Origin of the sequence: Corynebacterium sp. Marseille-P3884 (assembly GCF_017942225.1) — a bacterium.
Classification (GTDB): Bacteria; Actinomycetota; Actinomycetes; order Mycobacteriales; family Mycobacteriaceae; genus Corynebacterium.
This window is the reverse complement of the sequence record NZ_JAGKSD010000001.1, coordinates 183,639-199,927: the sequence shown is the minus strand read 5'-3', so window position 1 is coordinate 199,927 and position 16,289 is coordinate 183,639. Positions and strand designations below refer to the sequence as shown.

Genomic DNA, 16,289 nt, shown 5'->3' with positions numbered 1-16,289 from the left:
ACATGCTTATCGACGCTGCCACTCTCAGAACCCGCCCGTTCTACTTTGTAACCTTGACCTCCGCGCGAGCACCCTCGATCTCCTCGAGGCCTTCCTCTTCTGCGATGCGCTCCGCGTGTGCGATGAGCGTCTCCACGATCTTCGACTCCGGGACGGTCTCCACGACCTCGCCCTTGACGAAGATCTGGCCCTTGCCGTTGCCCGACGCCACACCGAGGTCAGCGTCGCGCGCCTCACCCGGACCATTGACGACGCAGCCCATCACCGCGACGCGCAGCGGGTACTCCATGCCCTCCAGGCCCGCGGTGACTTCCTCCGCGAGCTTGTACACGTCCACCTGAGCGCGACCGCACGACGGGCAGGAAACAATCTCCAGCTTGCGCGGACGCAAATTCAGCGATTGGAGGATCTGGTCGCCGACCTTGATCTCCTCTACCGGGTCCGCGGACAGGGACACGCGGATGGTGTCGCCGATGCCCTCAGCGAGCAGCGCACCGAACGCGACCGACGACTTGATCGTGCCCATGAACTTCGGGCCCGCCTCCGTCACGCCGAGGTGCAGCGGGTAGTCCGTCTTCGCGGCGAGCTGGCGGTACGCCTCGACCATCAGCACCGGGTCGGAGTGCTTCACCGAGATCGCGATATCGCCGAAGCCGTGCTCCTCGAACAGGCCGGCCTCCCAGATCGCGGACTCGACGAGTGCCTCCGGAGTCGCCTTGCCGTACTTCTCCAGCAGGCGCTTATCCAGGGAGCCGCCGTTGACGCCGATGCGGATCGGGATGCCCGCATCTCCCGCTGCCTTCGCGACCTCCTTGACGCGGCCGTCGAATTCCTTGATATTGCCCGGGTTGACGCGCACGGCAGCGCAGCCGGCGTCGATCGCCGCGAAAATGTACTTCGGCTGGAAGTGAATGTCCGCGATCACCGGAATCGGCGACTTCTTCGCGATCGCCGGCAGCGCCTCCGCATCCACCGTCTTCGGGCACGCCACGCGCACGATATCGCAGCCCGTCGCCGTCAACTGCGCGATCTGCTGCAAGGTGGCGTTGATGTCGTGCGTCTTCGTCGTTGTCATCGACTGCACAGAGATCGGGTGATCGGACCCGACTCCAACGTCACCGACGAACAGCTGGCGGGTTTTACGACGCGGGGCCAGCGTCGGCGGCGGCCCTTCCGGAATGCCCAAACCGATAGGTTGATTCATAGCCCCAAGATTAACACCGCACGCAAACCACGCGCGCTACCCGAACAATCGGACCGGATTAGTCACGTCCGCGATGATCACGAGCACGCCCACCCCCAGCAGTAGCGCCGCCATGGCGTAGGTCAGCGGCATGAGCTTCTCGTAATTCACGGGTCCGCCCGGCGGTAGGCCACGCAGCCGGCGGATCCGGTCCCGGACGGCTTCGTAGAGGACAACGGCGATGTGACCACCGTCCAGAGGCGGAAGCGGAACGAGATTGAACAGCGCCAGGAAGAAGTTCAGGGAGGCCAGCAGCGAGAAGAAGATCGCCCACTGGTTGCGCTCCGCCAGTTCGCCGCCCGCGCGGGATGCGCCGACGACGCTGATTGGGCCTTCGGCATCGCGCTCGCCGCCGAAAATCGCGGAGACCACGCCTGGGATTTTGCCCGGAAACGCCGCCAAACCTTTGACGCTCGCCGAGATCATCTCCCCCGACAAACGCCCCGCCGCCGGCACTGCTTCGACCGGCCCGAAGCGCTTCATGGCGTCGGCAACCGGTGCGTTCCCCATGCCGATCGCACCCGCGGTGAACGGCTGGCCGTCAGCGCCGAAGCGGACGACTTCGTCTAGCTCGACCGGAATATCGAGACTCTCCGCGCCACGCTCCACGCCAAGGACAACGGTGTCGCCGGGACGGGCGAGAACGTAGTCACGTAGCTGAACGAACGACTCCAGCTCCTCCCCGTCGACGGTGAGAAGACGGTCGCCTGCGCGCACCCCCGCCGCAGCGGCAGGACCGTCACCGGTGCAGTCCGCGACGTTCGTCTCGTCGACCTGGTCGGAGGTACAGGTCAGCTCCCCGACAGTCGGAGTGCGGTCGGCGTACGGGTTCGGGATCCCGGAGCTCACGGCCAACAGGTAGATGACCATGAAACCGAGCAGCAGGTTCATCACGATGCCGCCGCTCATCACCGCCACGCGCTGCCACCACGGCTTGCGGTACATGGCATGGGGCTCTTCCTCGGCGCTCAAATCGTCCATCGCGGTCATGCCGGCGATGTCGCAGAAGCCGCCGAATGGCAGGGCCGCAATGCCGTATTCAGTCTCGCCTTTTTTCGTGGACGCAAGCGTCGGGCCGAAGCCCAGGAAAAACCGCCGCACGCGCATTCCGAACGCCTTCGCGGTGAGCATATGCCCGGCCTCATGCAGCGCGATCGACAAAGCGATGCACACGGCGAAGAGCACGATGCCTAATACAAATGCTCCCATGGGGGTGTGGCCTTCCTGGGGTTAGGAGGTGGCGTCGATAAGCGAATTGGCACGCTGCCGGGCCTGGGTTTCGACGCCCACGATTTCGTCGAAGGAAGACGGTACCACTGCGTACGAGGACGCCGAATCGAGCACCTCAGCCACGATGTCCACGATCTGTGGGAAGCGGATCCGTCCCGCGAGGAACGCCGCCGCGGCTTCCTCGTTGGCCGCGTTGTACACCGCCGGGTAGGTGCCGCGCGCCGCCGCGACCTCGCGCGCGAGACGCACCGCGGGAAACGCCGACTCGTCGAGCGGCTCGAAGCGCCAATCCATGGCTTCGCGGAAGTCGAGCGCCGGCTGCGCGCCCGCAACACGCCCAGGCCACGCGAGCGCGTGCGCGATCGGCATCTTCATCGACGGCGGCGAGGCTTGCGCGATCGTGGCGCCGTCGTTGAACGTCACCATCGAGTGCACGATCGACTGCGGGTGCACGACGACGTCGATGATGTCCGGGGAGATGCCGAACAGCAGGGTCGCTTCGATGAGTTCGAGGCCTTTGTTGATCATCGTCGCGGAGTTCAGCGTGTTCATCTGCCCCATCGACCACGTCGGGTGCGCGGCGGCTTGCGCGGGGGTGACGTCCCACATTTGCTCACGGGTCCAGCCGCGGAACGGCCCGCCGGACGCGGTGAGCACGTAGCGGTCGACGTCCTCAGCGCGCCCCGCACGCAAACATTGCGCCATCGCGGAGTGCTCGGAGTCGACGGGCACGATGTCGCCGCCTTTCGCGGTGACCAAGTCGCCGCCGGCAACGAGGGATTCCTTATTCGCGAGGGCGAGCACGGCGCCGCGGTCGAGCGTGGCCAGCGTCGACGCGAGGCCGAGCGAGCCGACGAGCGCGTTGAGCACCACGTCCGCATCGATGTCGCGCACGAGCTCCTCCGCCGCGTGCTCGCCCGCGCGCACAGGCTCACCGAGGGCTTCCGCGACAACAGCAGACGCAGATTGCTTAGCGACGCCCACCTGATCCCCCTTCAGCCCCCACCTCTTCGCCTGGGCAATGACAGCCTGCGGGTCCGAACCCCCGGCAGCGATGCCGACGACCTCGAATTGCTCCGGCGCCGCAGCGATGACCTCCAACGCCTGCGTACCGATTGACCCAGTGGACCCCAAGATGAGAACTTTTCGCACCGCTCTATTCTCACACACACCGCACGGGCTTCATGGCGGGGTCAAACAAACGTTTGCCGCACCCGGACTTTCAGGCGACTTTCGGGGGGATGAATCGCGGCGGGTGCAAGCGGTGTGCCAATATAATGGACAAGAACTGATTTCACGCAAGGAGTGTGCTGTGAGCGCTAAGGACGATGCACCCCAGGTGTACAACGGTGTTTCCGAGGCCGACGTCCCGTCGGCAAAGCTCGGCTGGAGCGAGCTGACGCCGAAGACCATTCAGATTGCCGGCTGGATTTCTGTGCTGTTCCTCCTCGGCTACAACTTCGGTAACCACCGCGGCCACGTCGAGACGATCTGGTTGATCTCCATCGCAGCGCTGATCGCGATCGGTCTGATCCTGTTCGCCCTGCGTCCGGAGCTCTCCCAGGTCCGCACCCTCACCGCCCACAACAAGCCGGAGGGTCACGTCGAGCCGAACTGGACCCATGAGCAGCACACGCTGACCGGCCGCTACGCCGAGCTGACCGACAGCCAGCTGCGCGCCCTCAACATCGACCCGGCAACGGTTCGCCAGCAGGCTCCGGCCGGCCAGCGCACCGCCGTGGGCGCAGGCCACTCCACTCACACCGGCGCCGCCTTCGACGAAGTCATCGCCGCACCGGAGATCCCGAACCGCCGCGAAACCCTGCACGTCGAGGACAAGTAGCTCTGCGCTTCAAATAGCAGCTGCCTTTACACCCAGACCCCCTTGGGCTGGGTGTTTTTCATTGCTTTTCTTAACTACCCTGCTACGAGTGACTCAACTAAACGCACAAACGCGGTCGTCGCTGGACTCGGGTTGAAGTCATCCCAAGCCAGATACTCGCTTCTTTGCGGCCCGTCTGTCACTGTGACCTGTTTGATCGATGCAGCTTCGGGCACGACACGGGAAGACAATAAAGCCACCCCTAGTCCCTGCTGAATGAAACCGCTGAAATGCTCGACACTCATTGCCTCGAAACCCACCGTGCGAGCGAGGCCTGCTTTGCGGAAAGCTTCATCTGTTTGCTCGCGCCCAGCGGACCCACTGGGGAAATCAACGAACGTTTCATCCTGCAGATCGCATAGCTTCACAGATCTTCTCCCGGCCAATCTGTGTGAAGCGGGAATAACCGCAACCAATCGTTCCGTCGAAAGTTTCCGATGCGCTAACTCAACGGGCACCTCACTGTCAGGGAGCCCCATGAACGCCGCATGTAAACGACCCGACTTGATATGCGCGATGAACTCATTGCTTCCACCTGACTGGAGAGAGATGCGGACATCTGGGTGCTGAGCATGAAACCGCGCCAGCAGCTCCGGCAGGTCGACTGCGGCGACGGTCGGGATGACTCCAATCCGCAACTCCCCTCGAACGGTTCCCGCCGCCTCCGCCGCGCCCGCAATAGCTCGTTCGGCCGCCGCGAGACTTTCGCGAGCTGCCACAATGAAAGCTTGCCCGGCCGCAGTCACCTCAACTCGACGCGACGAACGCGCAAAAAGCCGGACTCCAATCTCACGCTCCAATGCATTGATCTGGTGACTAAGCGCTGATTGAACGACATAACAGCGTTCGGCGGCGCGGGTGAAACTCCCCTCCTCCGCCACTGCGACCACGTACCGCATATGTTGCAATTCCATGATCTATGATGCTAGCTCATTAAACATATGAACAATATGCGTTGCATTCATCGATACAGGCATCGCATGCTGGTGCCATGTCTAACAACTCGGCATCCAAGACCCATGCAGACCCTGGCCTCGGCAGAAGCAAACCGCCCGATATTGGTCTGATCCTCCTGACCGCGACGGCGCCCGTTGTGTGGGGCACCACATACATTGTCACAACGCACGCGCTTCCTCACGGTCACGCGATGTTTTCTGCGCTGATGAGAACTCTGCCCGCTGGCCTCATCGCCTTAGTCGTTTCTCGCCAGCTTCCCAAAGGAGATTGGTGGTGGAAAAGCTTTGTACTCGGTGGACTGAATATGGCGGTGTTTTTCCCGCTGCTTTTCATCACTGCTCAACGGCTGCCAGGTGGTGTCGCGGCGACGCTTGGCTCAGTTCAACCCATCGTGGTCGCTTTCCTGGCCATCGTCATCCTTCAGGATGCTTTGTCTATTTGGCGCCTATTTTGGGCGGTAGCCGGTGTGGTCGGTATTGCCATGGTGGTCTTGGGGCCCGCAGCCTCGGTTGATCCCATAGGTGTACTGACTGGGATGACTAGTGCGGCATCAATGGGGCTCGGCGTAGTTCTGACGAAAAAATGGGGCCGGCCGAGATCGGTGAGTGCTGTCGGATTTGCTGGATGGCAGTTGACTGCAGCGGGATTGCTGCTGGTCGTTCCTGCTTTGTGGGTGGACGGTGTTCCAGTGATTGACGGGCTAGCTGTAGTCGGTTACCTCTGGCTTGGGCTCGCGGGCGCCCTGGTGTCCTACACCTTGTGGTTCTCGGGAATTCGCCGCTTATCAGTAACACCCACAGCACTTCTGGGCCTACTTTCACCGCTGACTGCGGCGGCTCTCGGTGCCCTCATCGCGAATGAAGCATTCAACATGATTCAACTAACTGGGTTTGCCATTGCCCTCGTCGCCATGGCGGCCGGGCAGCTCTCCCCTCGACGCACTGGACAAATCAGAAAGGCAACGAAATGAAGATAGCGGTTCTTGGAAGCACCGGAATGGCGGGTAGCGCTATTGCACAGGAAGCAGCTGCACGCTCACACGAGGTGCTTGCAATCTCGCGGCGCCCCAAAGCAACTGGCACTCCTTTAATCAGGCCACACGCCCTGGATATCGGTGAAACCGAATCCCTTGCGGAAGTACTCAAACCCGTAGACGCCTGCGTGTGCGCTGTCAGGACCGGACAAGGTATGGAGTCGCAGGTCGTGGACCTGACACTCAGTCTTCTCGACGCAGCTCAGCAGAGCAACACTCGTGTTTTGATCATCGGGGGATCTGCTCCCTTGTGGTCACCGAACTTGAGAAACACGAGAGTGGTCGATGACCCGCAGTTCGTTCCGGCGGAGTGGCAAGCTATAGCCCGTGCTAGCCTGCAGCAGTTTGAAACCTGCCTCAGCCACTCGTACACGCATTGGACTTACCTCAGTCCGCCGGCCTTCTTCATGGACGGGGAGCGCACAGGCACCTACGAGCGTGGAACCGATACTCTGCTGCTAGACGCCACCGGGATCTCCAGCATCACCGCGCCTGATCTCGCTATCGCAGCCATCGATGAACTGGAAGACCCCCGAAATGATCAGCACTTTACTGTGATGACTCCAACGCGGTAGATACCCTATGCCCCCGCTTGCTTCTCGTCGGCTGCGAGCTGACCACACGCCGCTGCGATCTCCTGGCCCTTCGTGTCGCGCACCGTGCAGGTGACGCCCTGGGCGATAACGCGGCGGACGAATTCGTCCTGGCGCTCGCGCGGCGAAGCGTCCCACTTCGAACCCGGTGTCGGATTCAGCGGGATGAGGTTGACGTGGACGAGGGGTCCGAGTGCGTCGTGAAGCTTGCGCCCCAGCATGTCCGCGCGGAAATCGTGGTCGTTGATGTCGCGGATGAGCGCGTACTCGATGGACACGCGGCGACCTGTTTGATCCGCGTAATAGCGCGCGGATGTGAGCACGTCCTCGACCGTGAAGCGGTTGTTCATCGGGACGAGCGTGTCGCGCAGTTCGTCGTCCGGCGTGTGTAGGGACACAGCGAGCGTGACGTTGAGCCCCTCGTCTGCGAGCTTGCGGATCGCTGGGGCGAGCCCCACCGTGGAGACCGTGACGTTGCGCTGCGAAATGCCGAAGCCTGCCGGTGCGGGCGAGACAATCTGGCGCACCGCGGACACGACTCGCTTGTAATTCGCCAGCGGCTCGCCCATGCCCATGAAGACCACGTTGGTCAGGCGGCCGCCCTCGGCCTCCATCATCGCGGCGGCCTCGCGGACCTGGTCGACGATCTCCGCGGTGGACAAGTTGCGGTCGAGACCGCCCTGGCCCGTGGCGCAGAACGGGCACGCCATGCCGCAGCCTGCCTGCGAAGAAATACACAGTGTTGCGCGGCCCGGGTAGCGCATGAGCACCGACTCCAGCAGGATTCCGTCGTGCAGGCGCCACAGGGTCTTGGTGGTATCGCCCTCGTCGGTCTCGACGGTGCGGACCGGAGTGAGCAGCCGCGGGAACAGTGCATCCTTGACAGCCTGGCGCTGCGCGGCGGGAAGGTCCGTCATGGTCGACGGGTCCGCCTCGAAACGCCCGTAATAGTGGCGGGCGATCTGGTCGGCGCGGAACTTGGGCAGGCCGAGGTCCGCGAGGGCGTCGATACGCTCCTGCGCGTTCAAGTCTGCGAAGTGCTTCGGCGGCATCCCGCGCTTCGGCGAGATCAACTGGATCTTGGGAATATCACTCATGACGAGCCCCATTCTGGCACGTCGCAGCCCCGTTTTCTAATCAGAGAACCACGACATTCATCAGTAGCCACGTAGCGGCTGCGGCGGGAAGAATGCCGTCGATGCGGTCCATCATGCCGCCGTGGCCCGGCAGCAACCCGGACATGTCCTTGAGACCGAGCTCGCGCTTGAACTGGCTTTCCACCAGGTCGCCGAGTGTGGCGCACACGACGATCCCGAGTCCGAACACCAGCCCGGCCCACCACGGACTACCGAGCAGATAAATGCCGCTGAGCACACCTGCGACCGCACCGAAGGTGACGGAGCCGGCGAATCCTTCCCAGGACTTCTTCGGGCTGACCGCCGGCGCCATCGGGTGGGAACCGAACAGAACGCCGGACACATAGCCCCCGACATCAGAGGCCACCACGCACAAGATGAACGTGACGATGAAATAGCTGCCGGTGACGTTCCCTGACTCGAGACGCGAGATCATCGCGGCGAACGAACCGAACAATCCGATCCACACCAGGATGAAAATGCTCACCGCTGTATCGCGCAAATAGTTGCGCGGCGGACTGTGCCGCCCGTTGAAGAATAAACGCGCGAACATGATAGTCAGCGCGCTCAACGTGAATGTCGCTAAAAGTCCGGGATAGCCGAACTGCCACGTCGAGACAATCATGCACAGCCCGAGCACAATCACGACGAAGCGGTAGACACCGTAGCCGTTTTCGCGCAGACGTGTGAGCACCTCCCACATGCCTAACGCGGCAGCGGTGCACACCACCGGGTACCACATGACGGGCCCGACGTACGTGGCTACCAGGACAAGTGCGGCAAGGCCTACTCCCACGGCGATCGCGGCAGGCAGATTGCGCCCGGCGGAGTTCTTCGGCCGCGGCAGTTGCACGCGACGAGAGTGCACCGCGTCCAACGGTTCGCGGGAGTGGGATTCGGCCACGGTTTAAACCTCGAGGAGTTCGGCTTCCTTGCGGGAAACCAGCTCGTCGACCTGCTCGACGTACTTGGCGGTGGTCTTGTCCAGCTCCTTCTCGGCTGCGGTGACCTCGTCCTCGCCGGCGTCGCCGTCCTTCTGGATCTTCTTCAGCGCGTCCATGCCGGAGCGACGGACGTTGCGGATGGCGATCTTGCCGTCTTCGCCCTTCGCCTTGGCCTGCTTGACCAGGTCGCGGCGACGCTCCTCAGTGAGCTGCGGGATGGTCACGCGGATGACGTTGCCGTCGTCGGTGGGGTTGACACCGAGGTCGGAATTGCGGATCGCGTTCTCGATCTCGCCGAGGGTCGACGGGTCGAACGGCTTGATCAGGAGCATGCGCGGTTCAGGAACAGAGACGGTAGCCATCTGGTTGATCGGGGTGGGAGCACCGTAGAAGTCAGCCATGACGCCGTTGAACATGGCCGGGTTGGCGCGTCCGGTTCGGATGGTGACCAGTTCGTTGCGGGTGTGGTCTACGGAGCTGGTCATGCGCTCCTCTGCGTCGAGAAGTACGTCGTCGATCATGTTGTCATCCTTTCGCTTTGTCTCCATCCAATCTAGCAGCGCGCTGCTTTCCTCCTACACTATGAGTCACCATGCACCCCGCCTTTTGTTTTCTCCCCGCCGAGCCACTTCCGCCTCTTCGCGGCGGACGGTTGGACGGGTGGGTGATCCCCGCGAAAGACACCGCCGATGTGGCCGGCTGGCCGACGACGTGGGGCAGTCCGCGCAGGGGACTCACCGCCACGGATACAAGCCCCTTTCTGAATAGGCTCCGACGCCAGGGCGCCGCGATCAACGGCAAGACAGTCACGTCCGAGCTCGGCGCGACGATCTACGCAGAGCGTGACGACGTCCCCCTGCTCTCCTCCCCCGCCTACCCCGGCTGCACACCTGGTGGTTCATCGAGCGGTGCCGCGGTCGTTGTGGCAGATGGCCTGCACCGCGCTGCCCACGGCAGTGATGCCGGCGGGTCCTTGCGTGTGCCCGCCGCCGCGTGCGGGGTCGTGGGGTTCAAGCCGGCGGGTCTCCCGGAGTCGGGTTCGGTAGACGGTTTCATCACGGCGACGGTCGCCGACCAGATCGAGCTGTGGGCTACGCGTCCGCGCAGACTGGAGGGGCTCACCGTCGGCGTGCTCACACAGCCGCTGTTCACGCCGAATGCGCAGGTGGCTGCCGACCGCGCCGCCGTCGTCAAGCGTGCCGCGGAGGCCGTGGCGGAGGTGTGCGAGGTCCGCGAAGTCGCGCCGTATTCCGCGGCGACCGAGACGTACCGGCATTTCCAGGCGCGTATCAAGCACGCGTTTTCCAAAGCGGATCCGGAAGACAGCGCGTACATCGCCTGGCTTTGCGACGAAGGCCGCTCCGTCACCTCCTCCCAGCTCTTAGCCGCGAACCGCCACATCGATGCCCTGCCGGGAATCTTGCGCGCGGAATGGGGTGTCGATGCTGTAATTACCCCAATGATCGCCACCGACCCGCCTCCGCTGGGGTTCTTCCCGTCGCTCTCCCCCGCCGATTCCTTCGAAGCTCAGACCGAATGGTCGCCGTGGGGGTCGCTGTTCAACCTCACCGGCGCGCCGGCGATCGCTGTGGGGCCGGTGCAGATCGGCGGCGTCACAGCGGCGGCAGACGACGCGACCGTACTCGAGCTCGCTCGGCTGGTCGAACCGGTCGCGGCCGAGTGGAAACTACAGCGCGCGAACTAGCACGGCGCCCACGAAGACGAGCAGCAGCCCCAGCACACGGACCGGCTGAAGCACCGTCCGCGGCGAGCCGAAGAGGCCGAAGCGCTCGATCGCCTGGCCCGCGATGATCGTTCCGGCCAGGATGCCGATCACCGTGGCACCGGTGCCGATCAACGGGGACAGTGTGGCCGCCCCGATGACGAAAATCGCGCCGCAGACACCACCGAGCCACATCCACCACGGCCCGCGCTCAATGCCGGACAACAGTGCCTTGCGCGAATCGGTGAGACCGATGCTGAGCAAAAACAGCAGGATCACGCCGACGCCGAGGTTCACGGACCCAGCCTGGATGGAGCTGCCCAGCACTTCGCCGAGGTAGCCGTTCGCCGCTGTCTGGGAGGCAGAGCACATGCCCATGAACACACCGAGTGCGCGCCACGCCCACGCGGAGGTCGAGGCCGCGTCGCCATGTGCGGAACTCGGGGCGCGCCCCACCACATGCACGAGCACGATGCCCGCCACGACAACGAGTGCGCCAAGCACCCGAAGCCACCCGACATCGGTCTGCACCGCCCCGAAGAGACCGAAATTATCGATCACCAGCGCCATGATCACCTGCCCCAGAATCGGCAGGACGACGGTCTCGACGGCGCCGATCTTCGGGAACAGGATCACGTTGCCGGTGATGAAGATGACGCCCATCAGGCCGCCGATCCACACCCACCACGGCTCGCCGAAAGCCTGCGTCAGGTCAATGCCGGGGCCCGTCGTCGCAGCCAACATTCCCGCGAGGGCGGCGGCGCAGCAAAAGGCGATGAAAAAAGAAATGAACGCCGCGGGAATCGGCGCACCGATCGCCCCGCGCAGGCGGCTGTTCACAGCAGTCTGCGCGGGGATGACGGCCCCCACGGCCATAGCAGCAGCAGTCAGCATGAGTTACTGGACGAGCGTGCCGATCTGTTCACCCGACACCGCACGGGCGATATTGCCCTCTTTGAGGAGATTGAACACGAGGATCGGCATGTTGTTGTCCATGCAGAGGCTGAACGCGGTGGCATCGGCGACCTTCAGACCCTTCTCAAGTGCCTCGCGCGGGCTGATCTCGCTGTAGAACTCCGCATCCGGGTTGGTGCGGGGATCGTCGGAGTAGACGCCGTCAACAGCCTTCGCCATGAGCAGTACCTCGCAGCCGATCTCCAGGGCGCGCTGTGCTGCGGTGGTGTCGGTGGAGAAATATGGCATGCCCATGCCGGCGCCGAAGATGACCACACGGCCCTTCTCCAAGTGGCGGGCGGCACGTAGCGGCAGGTACGGCTCAGCGATCTGCGCCATATTGATGGCGGTCTGCACACGGCAGTCCACGCCCAGCTGCTGCAGGAAGTCTTGGAGAGCCAGGCAGTTCATCACGGTGCCGAGCATTCCCATGTAGTCGGAGCGCGCACGGTCCATACCGCGCTGCGACAACTGAGCGCCACGGAAGAAATTGCCGCCGCCGATCACAACGGCGACCTCAGTGCCGTTACTTGCTACCTCAGCGATCTGCTTCGCCACATTTTCCACCACATCTGGGTCGATGCCGACATTGCCGCCACCGAACATCTCGCCCCCCAGCTTCAACATGACCCGCTTGTATCCGCGGCGGGTCGTGGAATCCGAGGCGTTGCTGTTGACAGTCGCGTTGTCGGTCACCGAAAACTCCTTCACGTGGGGGCGAAAATTCACCCACCGATTCTAGCGTCATGAAGGGGAGGCAAATAAAAAGGATCTCGGCCCCGCCGTCGATAAGCGGCGAAACCGAGATCCTGGAAAGCTAAAGCTTACTGCTGACCGACCTCGAAGCGGATGAAGTCGGTGACCTCAATGCCGTTCTCCTCGGCGTACTGGCGGACAGTCTTCTTGGAGTCCGCGAGCGACGGCTGCTCGAGCAGAGCGACATCCTTGAAGAAGCCGCCCAGACGGCCCTCGACGATCTTCTCGATCGCAGCCTCCGGCTTGCCCTCGCTGCGGGTGATCTCCTCCTGGACCGCGCGCTCCTTCTCCACGATGTCAGCCGGGATGGAATCCTTGGACAGGTAACGAGCCTTCATCGCAGCGATCTGCAGCGCGACCTGGTGCGCAGCCTCAGCGCCCTCGCCCGTGTACGCGACGAGCACGCCGACTGCCGGCGGAAGATCCGCAGCCTTCTGGTGGAGGTACACCTCGACCTGGTCGCCCTCGATGGTGGCGGCGCGGCGCAGCTCGAGCTTCTCGCCGATCTTCGCGGACAGTGCCTGAACAGCGTCAGCTGCAGACTGGCCGTTGACGTCAGCGTTGGCGAGCTCCTCCGGGGTGTTCGCCTTGACGGCGGCAGCGCCGGCAGCGACGTCGTCAGCAAGCTGCTTGAACTCGTCGTTCTTAGCCACGAAGTCCGTCTCGGAGTTGATCTCCACGATCGTGTTGCCCGACACTGCGACCAGGCCCTCGAGAGCGTTGCGCTCAGCGCGCTTGCCCACGTCCTTCGCACCCTTGATGCGCAGGATCTCAACGGCCTTCTCGAAATCGCCAGCGGATTCCTCCAGGGCCTTCTTGCAGTCGAGCATGCCGGAACCGGTGGTTTCGCGGAGCTTCTTCACGTCTGCAGCAGTGTAGTTCGCCATAGTTGGGCGACCCTCCTCATTGTGGGACTAAAAGTATGTGTAAAGGTCATCTGACAGCGTAGTGGACTTACCGCTAAGCGGCATGCCCAGCTGCCGTGTCGCACGCAAAACCCCCGCGCCTGAAGCGTCCTTGATGAAGTTAGGACGCCTCAAAAGGCGCGGGGGTCGGTGCTAGAAATCAACGCCGTGTACGGCCCGGGGGTTTAGACCGGGTCGACGTCGTTCTTGGCGGAGTCGACGTTCTCGACTGCCTCGGTGGCAGCCTTGTCAGCCGGAGCCTCTGCCTTCTCTGCGGACTCAGCTGCCGGGGTCTCCGGTGCGTCAGCCTTCTCGGCCGGAGCCTCAGCGGCTGCCTCGTTAGCCTCGACCGGCGCGTCGCCGGCTGCCTCGCGAGCCTTGGCCAGCTGGCGCTCTTCGCGCTGCTGCTTACCAGCAACGACTGCCTCGCCCACGATGTGGGTGAGCAGCTTGACGGAGCGGATAGCGTCGTCGTTGCCCGGGATCGGGTAGTCGACGAGGTCCGGGTCGCAGTTGGTGTCCAGGATTGCGACGACCGGGATGCGCAGCTTCTGCGCCTCGGAGACAGCGATGTGCTCCTTGTTGGTGTCGACGATCCACAGCGCGGACGGGGTCTTAGTCATCTCGGAGATGCCACCCAGCACACGCTCGAGCTTGGTGCGCTCGCGGGTGAGCATGAGGACTTCCTTCTTGCCGCGGCCTGCGTAGCCGTCCTCGGCTGCGTCCATGGCCTGCAGTTCCTTCATGCGGGCGAGGCGCTTGGACACGGTCTGGAAGTTGGTCAGCATACCACCGAGCCAACGGTGGTTGACGTACGGCATGCCCACGCGGTCGGCCTCTTCCTGGACCGGCTCCTGGGCCTGCTTCTTGGTGCCGACGAACAGGATGGTGCCGCCGTGCGCGACGGTCTCCTTGACGAATTCGTATGCCTCATCGATGTAGGTCAGCGTCTGCTGCAGGTCGATGATGTAGATGCCGTTACGGTCGGTGAAGATGAAGCGGCGCATCTTCGGGTTCCAACGACGCGTCTGGTGGCCGAAGTGCACACCTGCGTCGAGGAGTTCACGCATGGTTACGACTGCCATGGGAATGTCTCCTTGGGAGTTAAAGTTGTTCGGTTTCTTGCAGTTTGTACGGGTTTTGCCCGCACCCTAGCGACGAGCCACGTCCACGCCTTCCGCGCCTTGCGGGAGGACCGTTGCGGATCGCAGCACCCTGTCACCTTCGTGACCAGGCATTTTCGCCGCGCGTAGTCAGCGCGCCCGAGCGGACACACTGCTGGTCACCAAGCTTACATCTTTGCTGGGTGCGCGCCAATTCGCGGCGCGCCGCATTGTGCACACCTCACGGTTATCCACAGGGCATTTCGCTTATCGACGCACCGTGGTCCCCTCCCCGCCCACAATGACCCCATGAACATTTCTCATTCCCATGCTCGTGTTCATCCTTTTCTCTCCCTCTGCGCACTTGTCTGCACTGTCGCGGCGGTCGTGTTCGCGGGCGCAGTCCCGGCCGTCGCGTATGTCGATCCGACGACCGGCAAACCGACTGCGACGAACGTGACCCGCCGTGCCGATATACCCGAGAAGAACTGGTTGCCCGGCCACCGCGGCGTCGATCTGGCGGCGCGGACGGGTCAGGTAATTTACGCGGCGGAGGACGGCGTGGTCGCCTACGTCGGTGTCATTGCTGGTGTCCCGGTGGTCTCGGTGGATCACGCGGACGGGATCCGCACGACGTATCAGCCGGTGTACGCCACGGTCCGCGCCGGCGACGAAGTGAAGGAGGGGCAGCCGATCGGCCGTATGGCACCGCCGAACGGCGATCACGACGGGCTGCACTGGGGTGCGCGCACCGGCAAGGACACCTATATCAATCCGCTTTCGCTTCTCGACGCTCCGCAGATACGCCTCAAGCCCGTGGATGCGCCTGGTCGTACACGCTCTTGAGCCGTTGCGCGGACACGTGCGTGTAGATCTGCGTGGTCTGCAGCGACGAGTGCCCGAGCAATTCCTGGACGACGCGAAGGTCCGCTCCGCCTTCAAGCATGTGGGTCGCTGCGCTGTGGCGCAGTGCGTGGGGGCTTAGGTCGCTGTCCCCGGTGCGCTGCGCTGCGCGCTCGACGACGCGGCGGACTTGGCGCTGGTCGATGCGTCCGCCCCGGGAGCCGAGGAAGAGCGCCTCCGAGGCAGAGGAGGCAGAGCAGGAAGAGGAGTCAGCAGAGGCAGCTGCACCGGGTTTGAGGAGTTCGTCGCGGCGGGCGAGCCAGGCCTCGAGCGCGGTGGCGGCGTTGTCGCCGAACGGGACGACGCGCTGTTTGTTGCCTTTGCCGGTGACGCGGGCGAGGCGTCGAGAAGCGTCGATGTCCGCGATGTCCAGGCCAGTCAGTTCGGCGACGCGCATGCCGGTGGCGTAGAGCAGCTCGAGCATGGCGCGATCGCGGGCCGCCTCGGGCGAAGCAGCGTCGGCGTTGATCTCCGCTTCGACGAGCTGCCCGGCGCGCGCGGGCGTGACCACGTCGGGCAGGTGCCGGTTCACCTGCGGGGTGGCTAGGCGGGCAGCGACATCGCTATCGAGGTGTCCGCGCTCATACGCCCAGGTGGAAAAGGCACGGGCAGCGGCAGTGCGGCGGGCCATGGTGGAGCGGGCGAGGCCGGAGCGGAGGGCGTCGGCAAGCCATGCCCTGAGCGTGGGCAGCGTGAAGTCGGCGAAGGTCGCGCACAACGGCACGAGCGTGCGCAGGTCGCTGCGGTACCCCTTCACGGTGGCGGGCGAACGCCCTTTGACGAGTAGGGCATAGTCGGCGAAGTCGTCGATCGCCGCTTCGAGCTGTGTGATTTGCTCTGCCACTGTCGCCTGCCTTGATTGGGTGCTCGCGGGCATTGAAAAACTGCCGCGAAAAGGTGTCTTCGCGGCAGTATAGTTCGGCGCGC

The 16,289-nt window shown here is 63.7% G+C and carries 17 protein-coding genes; 5 read left to right on the top strand and 12 right to left on the bottom strand.

The window, feature by feature from the left end; all coding sequences use genetic code 11:
• Positions 1 to 40: 40 nt before the first annotated feature.
• The 3 genes from ispG to dxr are packed head-to-tail and all read right to left on the bottom strand — an operon-like array spanning position 41 to position 3,625.
• Positions 41 to 1,204, bottom strand: coding sequence for a flavodoxin-dependent (E)-4-hydroxy-3-methylbut-2-enyl-diphosphate synthase (gene ispG, locus J5Y21_RS00910; RefSeq protein ID WP_210571765.1), 1,164 nt, complete (start codon positions 1,202 to 1,204; stop codon positions 41 to 43).
• Between the two features lie 36 nt (positions 1,205 to 1,240).
• Positions 1,241 to 2,452 carry a M50 family metallopeptidase gene (locus tag J5Y21_RS00905; RefSeq protein WP_210571763.1) on the bottom strand — a complete coding sequence of 404 codons (1,212 nt, stop codon included), beginning with the start codon at positions 2,450 to 2,452 and terminating at the stop codon, positions 1,241 to 1,243.
• Positions 2,453 to 2,473: 21 nt separating this feature from the next.
• Positions 2,474 to 3,625, bottom strand: coding sequence for a 1-deoxy-D-xylulose-5-phosphate reductoisomerase (dxr, locus tag J5Y21_RS00900; protein WP_210571761.1), 1,152 nt, complete (start codon positions 3,623 to 3,625; stop codon positions 2,474 to 2,476).
• A gap of 160 nt (positions 3,626 to 3,785) precedes the next feature.
• Here dxr and J5Y21_RS00895 point away from each other — a divergent pair, with 160 nt between their 5' ends.
• Positions 3,786 to 4,316 carry a DUF2631 domain-containing protein gene (locus tag J5Y21_RS00895; protein ID WP_349236893.1) on the top strand — a complete coding sequence of 177 codons (531 nt, stop codon included), beginning with the start codon at positions 3,786 to 3,788 and terminating at the stop codon, positions 4,314 to 4,316.
• Between the two features lie 74 nt (positions 4,317 to 4,390).
• Here J5Y21_RS00895 and J5Y21_RS00890 read toward each other — a convergent pair whose 3' ends face one another.
• Positions 4,391 to 5,269: a LysR family transcriptional regulator gene (locus J5Y21_RS00890; RefSeq protein WP_210571757.1), complete on the bottom strand. Its 879-nt coding sequence runs from the start codon at positions 5,267 to 5,269 to the stop codon at positions 4,391 to 4,393.
• A gap of 77 nt (positions 5,270 to 5,346) precedes the next feature.
• Here J5Y21_RS00890 and J5Y21_RS00885 point away from each other — a divergent pair, with 77 nt between their 5' ends.
• Positions 5,347 to 6,282, top strand: coding sequence for an EamA family transporter (locus J5Y21_RS00885; protein ID WP_210571753.1), 936 nt, complete (start codon positions 5,347 to 5,349; stop codon positions 6,280 to 6,282).
• Positions 6,279 to 6,920 carry an NAD(P)H-binding protein gene (locus tag J5Y21_RS00880; RefSeq protein WP_210571752.1) on the top strand — a complete coding sequence of 214 codons (642 nt, stop codon included), beginning with the start codon at positions 6,279 to 6,281 and terminating at the stop codon, positions 6,918 to 6,920. Before J5Y21_RS00885 ends, J5Y21_RS00880 begins: the two co-directional genes overlap by 4 nt.
• Positions 6,921 to 6,925: 5 nt before the next feature.
• On the opposite strand, the gene rlmN is transcribed toward J5Y21_RS00880, so the two are convergent.
• Genes rlmN through frr form a run of 3 tightly spaced genes read right to left on the bottom strand, consistent with a single transcriptional unit; the run spans position 6,926 to position 9,539 of the window.
• On the bottom strand, positions 6,926 to 8,035 hold the full coding sequence (gene rlmN / locus J5Y21_RS00875) for a 23S rRNA (adenine(2503)-C(2))-methyltransferase RlmN (RefSeq protein ID WP_210571750.1): 1,110 nt from the start codon (positions 8,033 to 8,035) through the stop codon (positions 6,926 to 6,928).
• Between the two features lie 40 nt (positions 8,036 to 8,075).
• Positions 8,076 to 8,978 carry a phosphatidate cytidylyltransferase gene (locus J5Y21_RS00870; RefSeq protein WP_349236892.1) on the bottom strand — a complete coding sequence of 301 codons (903 nt, stop codon included), beginning with the start codon at positions 8,976 to 8,978 and terminating at the stop codon, positions 8,076 to 8,078.
• Between the two features lie 3 nt (positions 8,979 to 8,981).
• Positions 8,982 to 9,539 (bottom strand): ribosome recycling factor, encoded by a 558-nt coding sequence (gene frr, locus J5Y21_RS00865; protein WP_210571748.1) that lies wholly within the window; start codon positions 9,537 to 9,539, stop codon positions 8,982 to 8,984.
• A gap of 71 nt (positions 9,540 to 9,610) precedes the next feature.
• Here frr and J5Y21_RS00860 point away from each other — a divergent pair, with 71 nt between their 5' ends.
• A complete protein-coding gene (locus tag J5Y21_RS00860) occupies positions 9,611 to 10,723 on the top strand; it encodes an amidase (protein WP_210571746.1) in 1,113 nt (370 codons plus the stop codon).
• Here J5Y21_RS00860 and J5Y21_RS00855 read toward each other — a convergent pair.
• The 4 genes from J5Y21_RS00855 to rpsB form a co-directional block, all read right to left on the bottom strand.
• The gene (locus tag J5Y21_RS00855; RefSeq protein WP_210571744.1) at positions 10,706 to 11,635 is read right to left on the bottom strand and encodes a DMT family transporter; all 930 of its coding nucleotides are present in this window, start codon (positions 11,633 to 11,635) and stop codon (positions 10,706 to 10,708) included. The genes J5Y21_RS00860 and J5Y21_RS00855 overlap by 18 nt on opposite strands.
• Positions 11,636 to 11,638: 3 nt before the next feature.
• A complete protein-coding gene (gene pyrH / locus J5Y21_RS00850) occupies positions 11,639 to 12,322 on the bottom strand; it encodes a UMP kinase (protein ID WP_210571868.1) in 684 nt (227 codons plus the stop codon).
• Positions 12,323 to 12,519: 197 nt separating this feature from the next.
• Positions 12,520 to 13,338, bottom strand: a complete 819-nt coding sequence (gene tsf, locus J5Y21_RS00845; RefSeq protein WP_210571743.1) for a translation elongation factor Ts — start codon at positions 13,336 to 13,338, stop codon at positions 12,520 to 12,522.
• 203 nt (positions 13,339 to 13,541) lie between these two features.
• Positions 13,542 to 14,441, bottom strand: coding sequence for a 30S ribosomal protein S2 (gene rpsB, locus J5Y21_RS00840; RefSeq protein ID WP_210571742.1), 900 nt, complete (start codon positions 14,439 to 14,441; stop codon positions 13,542 to 13,544).
• Between the two features lie 327 nt (positions 14,442 to 14,768).
• On the opposite strand from rpsB, the gene J5Y21_RS00835 reads away from it, so the two are divergent.
• On the top strand, positions 14,769 to 15,305 hold the full coding sequence (locus J5Y21_RS00835; RefSeq protein ID WP_210571741.1) for a M23 family metallopeptidase: 537 nt from the start codon (positions 14,769 to 14,771) through the stop codon (positions 15,303 to 15,305).
• On the opposite strand, the gene J5Y21_RS00830 is transcribed toward J5Y21_RS00835, so the two are convergent.
• A complete protein-coding gene (locus J5Y21_RS00830; RefSeq protein WP_210571739.1) occupies positions 15,268 to 16,239 on the bottom strand; it encodes a tyrosine recombinase XerC in 972 nt (323 codons plus the stop codon). The genes J5Y21_RS00835 and J5Y21_RS00830 overlap by 38 nt on opposite strands.
• Positions 16,240 to 16,289: the final 50 nt, after the last annotated feature.